Source organism: Alcaligenes sp. Me129 (assembly GCF_050487245.1).
Classification (GTDB): domain Bacteria; phylum Pseudomonadota; class Gammaproteobacteria; order Burkholderiales; family Burkholderiaceae_B; genus Alcaligenes; species Alcaligenes phenolicus.
The window spans coordinates 43,348-58,827 of sequence record NZ_JBKQGX010000004.1; the positions used below are offsets into that span (position 1 = coordinate 43,348).

The 15,480-nt window shown below is 55.8% G+C and carries 16 protein-coding genes; 4 read left to right on the forward strand and 12 right to left on the reverse strand.

Going from position 1 to position 15,480, the window contains the following annotated elements; genetic code table 11:
* The first annotated feature begins 25 nt into the window (after positions 1-25).
* Both ACLPGZ_RS05685 and ACLPGZ_RS05690 read left to right on the forward strand, forming a co-directional pair.
* A complete protein-coding gene (locus tag ACLPGZ_RS05685) occupies positions 26-1,099 on the forward strand; it encodes a YkvI family membrane protein (RefSeq protein ID WP_035273217.1) in 1,074 nt (357 codons plus the stop codon).
* Positions 1,089-1,703, forward strand: coding sequence for a helix-turn-helix domain-containing protein (locus ACLPGZ_RS05690; protein ID WP_115633622.1), 615 nt, complete (start codon positions 1,089-1,091; stop codon positions 1,701-1,703). Before ACLPGZ_RS05685 ends, ACLPGZ_RS05690 begins: the two co-directional genes overlap by 11 nt.
* Here ACLPGZ_RS05690 and ACLPGZ_RS05695 read toward each other — a convergent pair.
* The 5 genes from ACLPGZ_RS05695 to ACLPGZ_RS05715 form a co-directional block, all read right to left on the reverse strand.
* A complete protein-coding gene (locus ACLPGZ_RS05695; protein WP_115633623.1) occupies positions 1,700-2,641 on the reverse strand; it encodes a formylglycine-generating enzyme family protein in 942 nt (313 codons plus the stop codon). The two genes, ACLPGZ_RS05690 and ACLPGZ_RS05695, sit on opposite strands and share 4 nt — an antisense overlap.
* 154 nt (positions 2,642-2,795) lie before the next feature.
* Positions 2,796-3,470, reverse strand: coding sequence for a hypothetical protein (locus tag ACLPGZ_RS05700; protein ID WP_035273213.1), 675 nt, complete (start codon positions 3,468-3,470; stop codon positions 2,796-2,798).
* 12 nt (positions 3,471-3,482) lie between these two features.
* Entirely contained in the window at positions 3,483-3,683 is a 201-nt protein-coding gene (locus ACLPGZ_RS05705) for a hypothetical protein (RefSeq protein ID WP_223254031.1), read from the reverse strand.
* A 132-nt stretch (positions 3,684-3,815) separates the two neighbouring features.
* Positions 3,816-5,183 carry a TrkH family potassium uptake protein gene (locus tag ACLPGZ_RS05710; RefSeq protein ID WP_009454213.1) on the reverse strand — a complete coding sequence of 456 codons (1,368 nt, stop codon included), beginning with the start codon at positions 5,181-5,183 and terminating at the stop codon, positions 3,816-3,818.
* A 3-nt stretch (positions 5,184-5,186) separates the two neighbouring features.
* A complete protein-coding gene (locus ACLPGZ_RS05715) occupies positions 5,187-5,840 on the reverse strand; it encodes a potassium channel family protein (RefSeq protein ID WP_239055644.1) in 654 nt (217 codons plus the stop codon).
* Between the two features lie 156 nt (positions 5,841-5,996).
* On the opposite strand from ACLPGZ_RS05715, the gene ACLPGZ_RS05720 reads away from it, so the two are divergent.
* Positions 5,997-7,097 carry an alkene reductase gene (locus ACLPGZ_RS05720; RefSeq protein ID WP_009454209.1) on the forward strand — a complete coding sequence of 367 codons (1,101 nt, stop codon included), beginning with the start codon at positions 5,997-5,999 and terminating at the stop codon, positions 7,095-7,097.
* Positions 7,098-7,226: 129 nt separating this feature from the next.
* Here ACLPGZ_RS05720 and ACLPGZ_RS05725 read toward each other — a convergent pair whose 3' ends face one another.
* The 5 genes from ACLPGZ_RS05725 to imuA form a co-directional block, all read right to left on the reverse strand.
* Positions 7,227-7,646 carry a PaaI family thioesterase gene (locus ACLPGZ_RS05725; protein WP_009454207.1) on the reverse strand — a complete coding sequence of 140 codons (420 nt, stop codon included), beginning with the start codon at positions 7,644-7,646 and terminating at the stop codon, positions 7,227-7,229.
* Entirely contained in the window at positions 7,643-8,104 is a 462-nt protein-coding gene (locus tag ACLPGZ_RS05730; protein ID WP_009454206.1) for a GatB/YqeY domain-containing protein, read from the reverse strand. The genes ACLPGZ_RS05725 and ACLPGZ_RS05730 overlap by 4 nt, the downstream gene beginning before the upstream one ends.
* A gap of 65 nt (positions 8,105-8,169) precedes the next feature.
* Positions 8,170-11,367: an error-prone DNA polymerase gene (locus ACLPGZ_RS05735; protein WP_239055645.1), complete on the reverse strand. Its 3,198-nt coding sequence runs from the start codon at positions 11,365-11,367 to the stop codon at positions 8,170-8,172.
* Complete coding sequence (locus tag ACLPGZ_RS05740) at positions 11,364-12,647, reverse strand: Y-family DNA polymerase (RefSeq protein WP_239055646.1); 1,284 nt, start codon at positions 12,645-12,647, stop codon at positions 11,364-11,366. The genes ACLPGZ_RS05735 and ACLPGZ_RS05740 overlap by 4 nt, the downstream gene beginning before the upstream one ends.
* Complete coding sequence (gene imuA / locus ACLPGZ_RS05745; RefSeq protein WP_239055647.1) at positions 12,604-13,341, reverse strand: translesion DNA synthesis-associated protein ImuA; 738 nt, start codon at positions 13,339-13,341, stop codon at positions 12,604-12,606. Before imuA ends, ACLPGZ_RS05740 begins: the two co-directional genes overlap by 44 nt.
* Before the next feature lie 114 nt (positions 13,342-13,455).
* On the opposite strand from imuA, the gene ACLPGZ_RS05750 reads away from it, so the two are divergent.
* Positions 13,456-14,070 (forward strand): tRNA-uridine aminocarboxypropyltransferase, encoded by a 615-nt coding sequence (locus ACLPGZ_RS05750; RefSeq protein ID WP_429641053.1) that lies wholly within the window; start codon positions 13,456-13,458, stop codon positions 14,068-14,070.
* Here ACLPGZ_RS05750 and ACLPGZ_RS05755 read toward each other — a convergent pair.
* Positions 14,057-14,476: a carboxypeptidase-like regulatory domain-containing protein gene (locus ACLPGZ_RS05755; protein ID WP_239055648.1), complete on the reverse strand. Its 420-nt coding sequence runs from the start codon at positions 14,474-14,476 to the stop codon at positions 14,057-14,059. The two genes, ACLPGZ_RS05750 and ACLPGZ_RS05755, sit on opposite strands and share 14 nt — an antisense overlap.
* The gene (locus tag ACLPGZ_RS05760) at positions 14,473-15,366 is read right to left on the reverse strand and encodes an NRDE family protein (protein WP_239055649.1); all 894 of its coding nucleotides are present in this window, start codon (positions 15,364-15,366) and stop codon (positions 14,473-14,475) included. Before ACLPGZ_RS05760 ends, ACLPGZ_RS05755 begins: the two co-directional genes overlap by 4 nt.
* Positions 15,367-15,480: the final 114 nt, after the last annotated feature.

Below are 15,480 nucleotides of genomic sequence, written 5' to 3' on the forward strand. Positions count from 1 at the left end.
ACTTTGATCTCCCGGAGGAGAAAGCATGTCGAATATAAAAAATATCCTGGGCATTGCGATGGCCTTTGTCGGTGTGGTGGTGGGGGCCGGCTTTGCATCAGGACAAGAGATATTGCAGTTTTTCAGCAGCTTTGGGTATTGGGGGCTGCTGGGAGGGGTGGTCAGTGGTCTGTGCTTCACGATACTGGGCATGGCGGTGGGGGAGCTTAGCCAGGTTTCGGTATCGCATTCCTTCAAAGAGGGCTTGTATCTGATTTGTGGGCCGCGTCTGGGTGTGGTGGTCGACATCATGATTACCTTCTTCATGTATGCGATTGCCGTGGTGATGTTTGCTGGTGGCGGCTCGCTGATGGAGCAGCAATGGGGCGTGCCGGCGCAATACGGCAGTATCGCCGTCATGCTGATTACCGTGCTGATTGTGTTCTTGCGCGTGGATCGGGTGATGGCCTTTATTGGCAGCGTCACGCCCATCCTGGTTCTGATGATGATTTTCCTGTGTATTTACAGCTGGAATACGCGGGATTTGCCATTAGAAGAACTGGATGTGATTGCGCAGACTAAACCACAAGGTGCGGGGCATTGGCTGGTTGGCTCTTTGCTGTACGTGTCCTACAACATGGTGGTGGGGGCGCCGTTCCTGATGATTGCCGGTGCGCAAGCGACTTCTCGGCGCAATGCCTTGCTCGGTGGACTGGTAGGTGGCTTGTTGCTGGGCTTTTTGATTGTGCTGATCAGCGCCGGTGTGTTTGGCCGTATCGATACGATTGGCTCGGCGGCCTTGCCCATGCTGATGCTGGCTACTGAACAGTCCAAACTGCTGGGAACCATTATGTCCGTGGTGATTTTCGCCATGATTCTGACGACCTCGGTGGGTGTGCTGTATTCCTTCTCGGCCCGGATTTTTACGCCCAATACCCGTAAATTCAATATCGGTACAGCTATCGCCGGGGTGCTGGGACTGGTGGGCGCCAAGATTGGTTTCATCAATCTGGTGGGTACGGTATATCCGTTTTTCGGTTACCTGGGCTTTGTTTTGATGGCCTGGATTCTGATTGCCTGGTTCCGTTTGCGCCGCTTACAATCCAGGAATGCTACGTAATGAACTGCTCAGCAAGGAACAGGTAGGAACCCGCCTGCGCCAAGCCCGACATAATCAAAAACAGACACTCAAGCAGTTGTCTGAAAAAACTGGCTTGGCGCTATCTACCATTTCCAAAGCAGAGTTGGGGCAGGTCACTTTAAGCTATGAAAAGTTTGTGGTCCTGGCCCGTGCCCTGAATATTGAAGTCGGTTCTTTGTTTGCCGTTCCCGATCAGGAAACTGCGCAGCCATTGCCCACCACCGAAGTGGGCATTTCCAGCCATAAATCTACGGCCACCCCTGGCTATGCCACCCGCAACTATGAATACGGCCTGTTGTTTGGCGAGCTCAGCGGCAAGCACATGAATCCGATTCTGGCCGTGATTGATTCACGCGATGCCAGCGAGTTTGACGACTATATCCGTCACTCTGGGCAGGAGTTTGTGATCGTGCTGTCCGGCTCTATTGCCATTCAGTTTGAAACTGGCGAAACCCTGTTTCTGGAAGCCCACGAGTCAGCGTATTTTGACAGTGGTATCGGACATATCTATTTATCCACCAGCGAAGACGACGCCAAGGTTGTGGCCGTCTGTACCAGTGGATTGCCGCCGGGGATTGTTTAAGGTTCGTCGCTTGGTTTGCGCTTGTCCGTCACATCATCAAAAATCGGTGGCAGGATGGTGTTTTGCGTGGCCGATACGGGTGGCGTGCCGTTGGTTTTCAAGGGGGCCACACAACGCGCGGTGGAGTGCTGGAAATACACAGTGCCTATTGGGCGGCCTTTCAGACGAGCCAGTTCGGGCTTGGCGTCAATAGCCGCTTCCGACAAGGGAAAGACAATGCCGCGTGTGGGGATGGTGTGGCGTGAGCTGGCTCCCTCATTGCTGCCGCCTTTGAAAATCCGTACGTGGGCTGGATCCCGGGTCGGGTCTGAGATCACCCATTCATGCAGGCCATTGGCCATATCCTGAATGCCCAGCGGATTGGGTGGGAAGGCGCCCGTCTTGTTTTTGTCTGCTTCATTGCCTTGCTCAGGCAAGTTGCGGCCTGCCTGCCACTGGCCGTTGTCGGTTGCCCAGGGAAAGGGCTGGCCACGGCTGCGGGCCGCGTATTCCCATTCAGCCTCTGTAGGCAGGCGCATGTCCAGGCCGTTGTTTTTTCCTAACCAGGCACAAAAGGCTTCGGCTTCGTCGTAGGGCATATTGGCGACCTGTTCGCCATCGCCTTTTACCGGCTGCCAGCGCGCAGGGCGCTTGGTTTGCTTCAAGAAGCGATCGTACAAGGCGTTAGTTGCCTCTTTTTTCATGATGGAAAAGGCGTTGACCTCTACCGGGTAGGGCTCCAGAGCCCCCTGATCCGGCTGTGCCACCCATTGCACGGACAACTCACCGTCGGAGTTACGCATGGGAACCTGAAAATTGCCGGCCATAAAAGAGCCGCCTTCTACCTGGATCAGTTCAGGACCGGGTTCGGGGCGCGTGGGTAGTGATCTCAGCACCAGCAGGAGCAGGACGCTGGCAACGATGAGGGTGGCGCTGATCCGAAAGGGGGTATGACGCAATCTTGTTTCCTTGCTCTCACCGTATGTGAGGTGAGAGCTTTGTCGACTAATTTCGCTTATATGGCCCCGTATTATTCCATGCCTGTTTATAAGACGGGTCTGTCTGAGCGCAGAGTTTAATGATTTATTGGTATGGAGGGGGTGTCTATTATGTTTATTCGGCGTTTTTAGACGGTTTTTCAGGGACAACCGTCAAAGGAATGCGGATAGCCTGGCCTTCCTGGATCATAAAGTGCCAGCGAGTGGCATCAAACAAGGCTGGGCTGATCTCAAAGACTGCGACATCCGAAACGCTCACCAAGGGGTTGATTTTGTCAGGGCCAACCGTGTCCAGATCATGAGCGTAGCGATAGTCCTGTGTCGCTCGCTGATTGGGCGCTACTTTCTGGCCTGAAGGGTCAACCAGAAACAGGCGTGGCCGATGGATCTGCGGATTCAGTGGACGAGGGCTGGTGTTGGTGTAGCGGTAGTGCAAGACGATAAACAGATTGTCCTGACGCGCCGGAGTTGCCAGTTCCCCGGAGTCCAGCTGAGTCTGACGCTGCCATTCATCCAGGTAAGTATGCAGGCGCACACCCTGATAGTCGGGCGTGAACAAGGTCGTCCCGTAGTTCAGAACGGGAGCCGCAGGCGGGATAGGCGCAATGCCGGGAAGGGAGCCAGGCTGCTTTTGTGTAGACAGAACCCGATCGTTTTGACTGTAGGCAGTGGCAGAACACAAGGCTAAAGCGGCGCACAGCCAAAAACGGGGCAGGGTGACAGTCATGGATGTGGACAGGGCCGCTTCAAGAGGTGTAGGCAGGGGAATGGGGGCCTTAATCGCAGGCAAAAAATAAACGGCTCATGAGCCGTTTTTCTTAACTACTTTTTTTAGATCGTCCAGCTCTTTGCGCAGGGCGACAACTTCGTCACTGAGCAAACCAATAACGGCCATTTGACTTTGATACATTTCGACCAGCGGGTGGTAGCTAATCCCACGGCTGGTCAGTTCCCGGCAAAGCGCGCTAAGCCCGGTGCCAGCGCGCTTGGTTAAAGTAGCCATCTTCCTGTGATCCATAAGCCTGCATCCTGATCAGTAGTTGTTCGATGTTTACATCCATTAACCATACCAAAATTCGGTGACAATAGTCGTTTTTCTTAAAACTTCTTGTATATCTGTGGTTTAGCGACAGGTTTAGCCCACTTGGAAGTTGCCTTCCGGATAGCGAATACGGCTGCGTTTGCGGGTGGCCAGCGAGTAAATCAGGGTTAGAGGCCCGAGTCGGCCTGCAAACATCAGCACCATGATCAGGATCTGGCTAGGCGTGGACAGCTTGTGGGTAATGCCGTGACTCATGCCGGTGGTACTCAAGGCCGACGCGGCTTCAAACAGCAGGCTGGTAATGGGCATGTCCTCAAACAAGGTCAGCAGCAAGACGCTGATGAAGTACAGTGCGCCGGTAATCAGGAAAAGGGCCAAGGCTTTCTGTACGGTTTCCGGAGCCACGCTGCGTTCCATCAAGACCACCTCTTCGCGTTGACGGATGTAGGAGCGTACCGCCGCCAGCAAGACAATCAAGGTGCCGATTTTGATACCGCTGGCCGTACTGAGCGAGCCGCCACCAATCAGCATCAGCACAATCAGGGTCAACTGAGTGCTGTCGCGCAGGCTGGCAATGTCCATGGTGGTAAAGCCCGCAGTACGGGTGGCCGCATTCTGCATCCAGGCGGCCAGCGCCTGATCACCCAGGCCCAGCATGCCCAACGTGTTTGGATTCGTGAATTCCAGCGCCCAGAGACTGAAAAAACCAATCAGGTTCAGGATGAGTGTTCCGATCAGGATCAGCTTTGTGTACGGCAAAAGTGTTTGCCAGCGTTTTTTCTGGCCTACGTCAGCCAGTACGGTAAAGCCAATCCCGCCCAAAATAATCAGGCCGGATAAGGTCATGACTGACACGAAATCCCCGGAAATGGGGATCAAGGAGTCATGAAATAGCGAGAAGCCCGCATTATTGAAAGCCGTGACCGCATGGAACAAGGCGCGATAAAGGGCTGTGGTCCACGGTAAATCAATGGTCCAGCGCAGAAACAGAATGGCGGCGGCGATCAGCTCAATCAGGGCAGCAATCTTGAACACTTGAAAGGCTGTACTGCGGATGCGGGACACGCTGGTTTGATTAAAAGCCTCCAGTGCCAGTGCCTGCTGGCTGACACTGATACGTTTGTGCATGGTGATGGCGGCAATCACGGCAAAGGTCACAAAGCCCATACCGCCAATTTGCACGAGCAGCGCCAGCACAATTTGCCCAAAGTGCGTCAAGTCTGTTGCCGGATCAATGACCGCCAGGCCCGTGACAGTGACGGCCGAGGTAGCCATGAACAGCGCCTGAAAAATCCCCAGCCGGGGCGTAGCCGCTTGTGGCAGGCTCAGCAAAATCGCGCCCAGAATAATCAGGGCCATAAAACCCAGCGCCAGCACCAGTGGCGGGCTGGCGCTCAGGGTGCGGGTATGAGGATTGACCTCAAGACGGCGAGTCAGACTATTGGGCAGCCAGTTGCGCATACATCAGACCAATTTGGGGGCGGCGGTACGAAGTGCTTGCAGCTGTCCAAGCAGGATCAGCAGATCCTTGGCATGCAGGGCAAAATCAGCATCGGGCTGGATGGTGGTTTTGCCACGACGTTTGACCAGCAGGACCTGCACGTCGGCCATTTGCTCGCGCAAGATGTCCTTGATGGTCTGGCCGTTCATATTGTCGCTGGCGGTGACTTCCACAACATAATCGCCGTTACCCAGAGAAATGTAATCGTTGACCATGGGGTAGCTGAGCATTTGGGCGACTCGTATACCCATTTCTTCTTCGGGGTGAATAATCCGGTTCACACCAATTTTGGCCAGAATCAAGTGCTGGGTATGGGAAATGGCTTTGGCCCAGATTGTCGGCACACCAAAACTTTTCAGGTGAACCACGCAAACCAGGCAGGATTCAATATCAGCTCCAATCGCAACCAGAACTACGTCATAATTGTCCAGCCCCAGCTCTTCCAGAGCCTGGCGGTCAGTGACATCGGCAATGACGGCACGGTTTAATTGGTCCGCATATTTGTTGACCAGTTTCGGATTGGTATCCACTCCCAGTACGGAGTGGCCCATTTTCATGAGTTCCAGGGCGCAGGCCGAACCGAAGCGGCCTAATCCTATGACGGCGAACTGTGCCATAGCTTATTTGATCCGTTTGATGCTTGAAACAATTTCAAGCCAAATTAAGCGTTGATGGTATAAAGACATATCTGGTAAAAACCCTTATCGGGTATTCCCTTGGGCGCGTGTCGTTCAAGCCCTGGCGGAAACATCAATAGTGGACAGTGTAAAACAATGGTTAGTTTGTTTGATCCAATCAAACTGGGTGATATTGAACTCATGAACCGCATCATCATGGCGCCCATGACACGCGCACGCGCCTCGGAGGGCCGTATGCCCAATGATTTGATGCGTATGTACTATTGCCAGCGGGCCAGCGCGGGGCTGATTGTAGCCGAAGCCACTTCGGTATCGCCGCAAGGTGTGGGCTATGCCCACACGCCGGGCATCTGGAGTAGTGCACAGGTAGATGCGTGGCGCACGATTACCGAAGCCGTCCATGCCAAGGGTGGCCGTATTGTCTTGCAGTTGTGGCATGTGGGGCGTGTGTCTGATCCGGAGTTTCTGAATGGCCAAATGCCGGTTGCGCCCAGCGCAATTGCCTGTGAGGGCATGGTCAGCCATTTAAGCCCGGAACGTCCTTTTGTGGTGCCGCGTGCCCTGCGCAGTGAAGAAATTGCCGATATTGTGGACGACTTTGCCGTTGCCGCTCAAAACGCGCTGAGCGCCGGCTTTGATGGAGTGGAGATACACGGTGCCAATGGCTACCTGATCGACCAGTTCCTGCATGATGGCTCCAATACCCGCACGGATGCGTATGGTGGTTCAATTGAAAACCGGGCTCGTTTCCTGTTGGAGATTGTGGACGCCTGTGTCGCCATTTGGGGCGCTGGCCGAGTCGGTGTGCATTTGTCCCCACGTGGTGGCTTGCATGGCATGAAGGATTCCGATCCGGCCCGTTTGTTCTCTTACGTGGCTTGCGAACTGGATCGCCGTGATATTGCCTTTTTGTTCCTGCGCGAAAGCCCGGCTTCGGACAGCTTGTTGCCCATGATCAAATGCCAGTTTGGTGGAGCGATTATCGCTAACGAACATTTCGATTTGCCGACAGCACAGACCACTTTATCCAAAGGCATGGCAGACGCCGTGTCGTTCGGTAAGGCTTTTTTGTCCAATCCGGACTTGCCCTTGCGTTTGCAGTTGCGTGCGCCCTTGAATGGCTGGGATCGGGATTCGTTTTACACCCAGGGGCCTAAAGGCTATACGGATTATCCATTTTTGAAATCCAACCCGGAATGGGATCAGCCTGTGGGTGAGGATTTGCAGGCGCATTAAGCTTGCCTGTGATTAAGTAGGTGGAAATAGAAAAGCCCGTTTGATACGGGCTTTTTTAATGGGCTTTATTGTAGATCGGTAGCAGTTTGGGGCAGCGTGCCATTTTCCAAGGTGTATTGCACCCGATGTTCAGCTACCGCGTACCACTCGAAAAGTGGCTGCCGCTTTAACCAGCAAGCGTTCCTTCTCGTCATACCCGCCACCTTCGCAGTAAGCGGTATCGCCTTCCAGATACAGGCATTGGGCCTTGAACCAGACATCGCCACGAGCAGGCAGTAGAAACTGCGAGTTCATGTCTATGGTGGCCATTCCTGAGCCAGGACGTTGTGCCCGTGCGGCGGCGCTAAGGGTGAAATCCAGAATCGCCATCAAGGTGCCCCCGTGCACATCGGCACGGGAGTTGGCATTACAGGCTTGCCAGGGCAGAAAAGTAATCACTTCCTGCTCGGTGCTGCTAACGGTTTGCAGGCCCAGGTGCTGCATCAGGGGGATATGTGTGCCGAAAAAGTCCTGTTTGGGCTGCGCCAGTTCGGCCTGCAAATGCTTCATGGGTTCAGCTTTTGCTTCACTTGAGCGGAAACCTGGGACATATCAGCACGGCCAGCCAGTTTGGCTTTCACCAGCCCCATGACTTTGCCCATCAATGCGGGGCCTTGAGCGCCGTCAGCCTGAGCCTGGGTAATCGCATCGGCAATGGTCGCATCAATTTCGGCGCTATCGGCTTGCTGTGGCAGGTATTCCTGCAGAATCAGCAATTCGGATTTTTCTTTCTCGGCGCTTTCGGTACGGCCAGCAGATTCAAAAGCCTGGATGGATTCGCGGCGTTGCTTGACTTGTTTTTCAATGATGCTGCTTACTTCAGCATCGCCCAGCTCGGTACGTTCGTCCACTTCGCGTTGTTTGATCGCGGCTTGCAGAAAACGCAAGGTCTCCAGGCGTCCGCTATCGCGAGCGCGCATCGCCGTTTTGATATCTTCAGCTAAACGGGTTTTGAGTGTTTGACTCATGGTGGTTCCTGGTTGAACGGGCAAAGCCCTAGTTTAACGCAGGGCGGGGGTAGGGAAAAATCCGATTATTGAAAATCCCGGCTGCGTGCGACCAGATCACCAATCAGGTGATTCATGGATACCAGACGGCGGGCAATTAAATGGCAAACGCTGCCATCCCGTTGCCAGACGCCATAGACACCCAGCAGGCGAGATTGAAGCAAGGCCTGAGATTGCGCCTGCGCCAACTCTTCACGCACGATGACATTGACACTGCCGGTTTCATCTTCCAGCGTTACAAATACGGTGCCTTTGGCGGTGCCGGGGCGTTGGCGAGTGGTCACCAGCCCGCAGGCCCGTGCCAGCCGCCTATCCGGGCAAGCTTGGTTGAGTTGTTCTGCGGTGGAGAATCGCAAGGGGGACAACTGTGTGCGTAGCAAGGACAGGGGGTGACGATTCAGGCTCAAGCCCACGGCCTGATAATCACTTAAGACTTCCAGCCCCACACTGGCTCGTGGCAAATCCGGGGTGTGCTCCGGCGTTTCAGCATGGCTAAGCAATCCTGCCTGACTGGGGCGTCGGGCATCCCAAACACTGTGGCGGCGTTGGCTATAAGCACTGCGTAAAGCATGGGCCTGGGCCAGCGCTTGCTGATCGTGGGCTGACAGGGCCAGTCCCTGGCGCAAGCAGGCCAGATTCAGCGTACGGTCCGGGTGGCTTTGCCGGTAACTCACGATGGCTTGGGCGCCTTGCTCGCTCAAGCCTTTGACCATGTGCAGGCCCAGACGTACCTGAGGCGGGCCGCCAAGCTCGGAACACACGTGGCTGTCATACAGGCTGTATTGCACATCAACAGGCAAGACCTGAACGCCGTGACGGCGTGCATCCTGGACCAATTGGCTGGGGCCGTAAAAACCCATGGGTTGAGAGTTCAGCAAGGCCGCCAGAAAGTGCTCCGGGTAACGTGCTTTCAGATAGGCGCTGAACCAGGCCAGTTTGGCGAAGCTGGCCGAGTGACTTTCCGGAAAACCATATTCTCCAAAACCGCTGATTTGATCGAACAGGCGCTGGGCAAATTCGGGGGCATAACCTTTGGCAGCCATGCCATCGAGCAGCTCTTGCTCAAAAGGCCCCAAGCCGCCACGACGACGCCAGGCCGCCATGGCCCGTCGCAAGGCGTCCGCTTTGTCAGCCGAAAAACCCGCCGCCTCCATGGCCAGTTCCATGGCCTGCTCCTGAAAAATAGGCACGCCCAGGGTGCGTTCCAGCACATGGCGGATTTCGGGAGCGGGGTAGTCAACTTTGCTGTGGTCGCGACGGCGTTCCAGATAAGGATGCACCATGCCCCCTTGAATGGGGCCGGGGCGCACAATGGCCACTTGCACCACCAAGTCGTAAAAGCATTTGGGACGCAGCCGTGGCAACATGCTCATCTGGGCGCGGGACTCGATCTGGAACACGCCTATGGTGTCAGCGCGCCGTATCATCCGAAAGGTTTTGGCGCTTTGCAAAGGGATGTTTTGCAAGTGGAATGGTTTGCCTTTTTGCTGACTGATACTGTCCAGACAGCGACGCAAGGCGCTCAACATACCTAAGGCCAGAATATCGACTTTCAGCAAACCCAGCACATCCAGATCATCCTTGTCCCATTGCACAACGCTGCGCCCTGGCATGGCGGCGTTTTGAATCGGCACCAGCCTGTGCAAGGGTGTTTGTGAAATTACAAAACCGCCAGGGTGCTGGGACAGGTGACGTGGAAAGCCCATCAGCTGGCGGGTCAAGGACAACCATTGATGCGCTTGCTCTGGCGGGCATTCGGGAAAGCGTGCCAGGACTTCATCCTGAATGTGGCTGTCTTTAAGCCAGGCACGGTCGCATTGAATCAAGGCCTCGATCAAGGCGGAAGGAATGCTTAGCGCCTTGCCGGTGTCCCGCAAGGCGCTGCGGCGTCTATAGGTGGTGATCACCGCTGTTAAGGCTGCTCGTTGTCGGCCATATTTGCGGTAAATGTATTGAATAACCTCTTCGCGACGCTGATGCTCGAAGTCCACATCAATATCGGGCGGTTCAGCCCGTGCGCGGCTGATGAAGCGCGCAAACAAGGTATGGCTGCTGGCAGGATCAACTTCAGTAATGCCCAGGCAGTAGCACACGGCCGAGTTGGCGGCAGAGCCTCGGCCCTGGCACAAAATCCCCTGACTGCGCGCGTAACTGACGATGTCATGCAAAGTCAGAAAGTAGGACTCGTATTGAAGGTCTGCAATCAGGCTGAGTTCCTCTTCCAGGCGCGTGCGCAAGCTGTCGCTAATCCCTTTGGGGTAGCGCTTTTGCGCGCCACGCTCGGTTTCCTGTCGCAGATACTCAATGCCACTGAGACCGGGCGGGACAATCTCGACCGGGTACTCGTACTTGATTTCACTTAAACAAAACTGGCATAGCTCCTGGATGTGATCGGTGGTCTCACGCAGTTCGGCCGGGTAAAGATTGGCCAGTTGGAAACGACTGCGTAAGTGATGTTCTGCATTGCTGGCCAGGGACCAGCCGCATTCTTGCACAGGTGTTTTCAGGCGTATGGCTGCCAAAGTATCGTGCAAAGGCTGGCGAGAGCGCACGTGCATATGGACGCCGCCCAACGCGGCACAGCGTAATCCACATGCCTGCGCTGCCAGCCTGACGGCGCGCAAATGCTGCATGTCCTGATCGCGCCTATGCAGACTGATGCCTAAAAACAGTCGGCCTGCAAACAGGTCCAGCAAATGCTGTGTTTGAAGACGGATGTGCTCGCTATCCAAGCCATAGGCCGGCTTGTAGATGACAAGACAGTCTGGCAGAACCTGTTGTTGGGAACCTTGGCGGGCTTGTTGCAAAAAAGACCAGTCAATCGAGGCTTCCTGCTTCAAGTCCAGTGATTGGTGCAGGTGCGAGATGAATTGACAGAGATTGCCGTAGCCTTCCTTGTTGCGCGGCAGAATCAGCAGCTCATGGGTCTGAGTGTCGTTGCAGGTTCTTGTCTCAGCCTTGGCGACTTGTGGGCGCTGATTGTCCCAACCCCCCGTAAAGCGGAACCGACTTCCAACCAACAAGCGGATTTCCGGATGCAACTTGGCCTGCGCATAAGCGCGCACCACACCGGCCATGGAGGCGTAATCGCATAAGGCCAGCGCCTTGTAGCCCAATTCGGCAGCGCGGCTGATCAGCTCCTCGGGGTGGGACGCGCCATTCAAGAAACTGTAATTGGACAGGCAGTCCAGCTCGGAATACAGCAGGTCTATATGGGGTTTCATCCAAAGACTCCGTGCAGATACCAGGCATGCTCCTGGCTCAAGTCCCGATAAACCCAATACAAACGTCCCTGCGGACACAGGGCAATAAAGTAGTCCCGCTGCTGATGCCCGGTGCCGCTCCACCAGCCTGTCTGTACCCGCTCCGGGCCTTGAACCAGGCGCAAGCGCTGCTGATCCAGAAGCGGGGATTGCTGATCGTGTTGTAAGGGCTGAGCCGGGTCCAGCATCCAGCATGGACGTTGCAAAGCCGGACGGTCCGCATCGGGGGGCTGGCTGCGGGACAAGGGGAGCCATTGATTCGCTTGTTCAGGCAAATAGCTGGCTTGGGCGGCAGGTGTCAAAATCTGTTCAGCCCCCAGCCTGGCCTGCAAGCGCTCCAACAGTTGTTGATCCTGCTCTTGCCAATGACGCGCATCGGGAAACAGGCTGCTGGCATGAGTTTGGCGCGGGTGTAGTTGCTGTGCCTGCAGCACCATGCTCTGTACGGCCGCCTGTAATTGCAGTTGCTGGAACTGTTCTTGCCATACGGGCAAAAAGTCCTGGCTACGCCAGCAGGACCGGGCCATTTGCAACTCCAGGCGGGTGGTCGTGGGGTAGTCCTTGTATCTTTCCGTGCGTAGTACCAGCTCCAGGCGTCCACAAGCCAACTGGTACTGATTCAACCAGGCCTCCAGCTTGATCAATAGGCGATTTACGGCCCGCAAGACGGTGGGTTTGTTATTGGAAGGCGTATCCATCTCCAGCTTGTCTGTAAATTGCGGGGCGGCATGCACCCATTCCAGCGCCCAGCGTTGTGTGCCGTAGGCTTGGTCCAACTGCAACAGCAGGGCACGCAGCCCGCGCTGGGATAGACCATCGCGGGGGAGTTGGTGCAACTGGCCCAGGGTATGGCAGCCCAGACTATGCAACCATTGCAGCTGGTCGGCAGGCGGAGCCAATAAGTGGATGGGAAGCGGGTTCAGACAGGCCTGTAAACGTCGTGCACAACGGCGCTGCTTGCGTCCGGATAAAGCCAGCAAGCAGGCCGCACGGGCAGTGGGTGCCAGGGCCAGGCAGGGCTCGGGAATAATGGCTTGCAAGTCAGCCCGGACCTGTTGGTACAGACGACGCAAACCACCAAACAGCCGGATGCTGGCACTGATATTCAGTACCCATAAATCGGCTTGAACCTGTGCCAGCTGGGGGCTGTAGCGCAGCAGAACGGCTTGAATACCGTTCTGCTGTTTTGGGCTGGCCTCAGGCGTAAGCAGGCTCTGGGGCAGTCGCAGGCACAGGTACATGAGACGGAATGGCCGCTGGCGGCATCAGAGTGTGGTGAGGGGCCAAAGCAATGCTGTCCTTGCACGGAGGCCCCCGTCGTTTGCGGATATGAACATCCAGCCAGGGCTGCCCCTGCTGGTCTTGGCGAGTCTGAAGTTCAAGACGCAAAAGGGCGGGGCTGTTGGTCTGACTGTGCGCCGGACGTAAACAAAAAAACAGGCTGTCGCTATGGCTGGCTAATAGCTGTAGTTGACGCAAGGCCGCTAAAGGCACATGGGCAGGCAGCCAGCTCAGCACAGCCGCACAGTGGCCGTGACGCAAGGCCTGGGCACTGGCCCACAAGGTATCGTTCAGGTGCTGGCTGCGTATCCAGAGCATGCGGGCGGGCAAGGCGTTTTCTGATGAGCTGTTTTGCTCGTTCGTAACAGGAGTACCACGCCACAGTTGTTGCATGGGTTGATAGGGCGGGGCGATTAAAACACGCAAGCGCTCTGCCTGCAGCGTATTCAAGGCTGGCAACAACAAGGACAAGGCACTGCTGTCTTGCTGTGCATGCAGTTCGATCAGACTGCCCACAGGCCAGCCGCCTCCTGGCAGTTCGTCATCCAGTGCGGCAAACCCGCTGGGCAGGCAAGTGCCTGCGGCATGTGCATAATGCTTGCCTGTCCAAAGGGAAGGGTGAAGATCTAAAAGGGAACGAAGTGCGCTTGCCATAGGTATGCTCCTGATTGCTGTATAAATATACAGTAAATCTGTTTGCCAGCAAACCAGGCATCTGTTTCAAAGCAGAACTTTTATATACTGTGGCCTTCTGTTTGGCGCTCTCGCATGAATTCTTCCCCTTCTACCCGACCAGGCCGCTGTGCACAGTGTCAGCGGCCCTTGGCTCGTTGCTTGTGTCCCTTGATCCCTTCGATAGAAGCGGCGTGTCCTGTGCTGATTTTGCAGCACCATTCCGAAGCCCGGCATGCGCTTAATACTGCGCGCTTGGCGTATTTGGGTTTGAAGGGGGCAGAGCTATGGGTGGGAGAACAGTTTGCTGGGCTGGAGGCCCGGCTGGCACAGGCGCATCGTCTTGTTTTGCTGTTTCCGGGACCAGAAGCCAAGGTGGCGGGCTCAACAGGCCCAGGGGAGAAGCCGGATCTGATCGTGGTGCCAGATGGCACCTGGCGCAAGGCACGCCTGATCTTGCACAGCAATCCGGTTTTGCAAGCCCTGCCGTATTGGGTATTGCCTGAAGGACAGGCGTCGCGCTACAGACTGCGTAAAGCGCCCGACCCGCAGGCTGTGTCGACCTTGGAAGCAATTGTCCGGCTGATGCAGATTATGGAGCCGGAGCGGGATTTCAGCCCTTTGCTCCGGCCCTTCGAGCAGTTGATTGAAGAACAAATCCAGGCCATGGGCCTGGATACGTATCAGCGTAACTATCCTACTTCCAGGTGAAGTTCAGTTCGCGGGGCTGGCCTTCAACAATAGTGGCCTGACGCTCCTGGGTCTGGCCCTGGTAAGTGGCAAATACCTTGTAATTGCCGGGGCCAAGACGGATCAGGCAGTAGGGGCCGTCGATCAGGCTGTTCAGCACGGTTTGGTCGTTGCTGTTACGGATAACCAGCTGCACATCGGAGATATAGCCGACGCGCTCACCCTGGTTGGCTGAAAAGTTCACGGACAAGGGAAAGGTGTTGCGCACCATGCGAAACAGTTGGGCTTCATCACTACCTATGCCGCCGCTGATGTATTCGGTTGAACCGTAATGCTGGCTGGGGGGCAGTTCCTGGGCGTGCACAATGGGGCTGCTCAATAAGGCCAGCGACATGGCAATGCCGATCAATGAAAGACGAGGACTCATGAGGTTTCCTTGCTTGAAGTAAGGTGGCTAAGCGGGCCCTCAGGGGCCCTGTTGCTGTTATGAGAGGGGTGGGGCTGGCTGTCAGGATGAAAGCTGGGCCACAACAAAGGCCAGTCATGCTGACGGGTCGGTTCTGCCTGCGGATTGAAACTGCGTTCACGCAGCATTCCATGTCCGCGCTGATTCATAGTGATGACGGTGGTGCAGCGGGTGCCGTAATTGGGGCTGACAATAAACGGGCTGCTTAACAAGCGTTCGTGCTCAAGACTTAAGCCGGTTTGGGGCAAGTCGGCATCGGCTGCGACTTCCTGATTGCGTAAACCCTGAAACAAGCCTTCTACCGCTGGTGGCGAGCCATCAAAATGCTGTGCCTGCAGGGTTTCTTTCAGGAACAGGCTTTTGGGCCAAGGAGTATTAAGCCAGGCATTGCTCAGAACATGTACGCCTGGTTCCAGCATGTGCGGGCTGTCACTGGGATGACGGTTGCTGTAATAGCCCATGCGTAAAGGCTGTTGCTTGTCCGGCCATTCCAGCACAAAAAGATTGAAGCCTGCGTAATCGGCTCCTTCCTGGGCGAGTTGTTCCAGATAGTCGGCGGGACTGCGCTCGTCTCTTAGAAACTGGGGGATCAGCTCGCCGCGTGAGCGTTGCTTGCTGTTTTTGTTGCTGGGGGCTTCGCGGTAATTGGTCAGCAAGGCTAGCCGTCCACGGCTTTGTGTCAGGCCCAGCCAGGTGCCCCCGGCTTGCAGGTCCCGACCCGCCAGAATATCGGGCTCGTCCCGCCAAGGTTGGGCCGCTTGGCTGGGGCGAGCATGATATTCGTCGCGATTGGCAGCAATAATCAGCGGCCAATCCGCATTAACTCCGACGGCGATATAAGCGATGCACATGTGCCGATTGTAGGATGGCTATGCAGGCTTTGGTAGCCAAAGTACCGCCAAGTTCCGCTTTTTTTCTCGGGATTGAGAGTGTCACTTCAGGCTGGGTGTTCCGGTCTTGGGCAC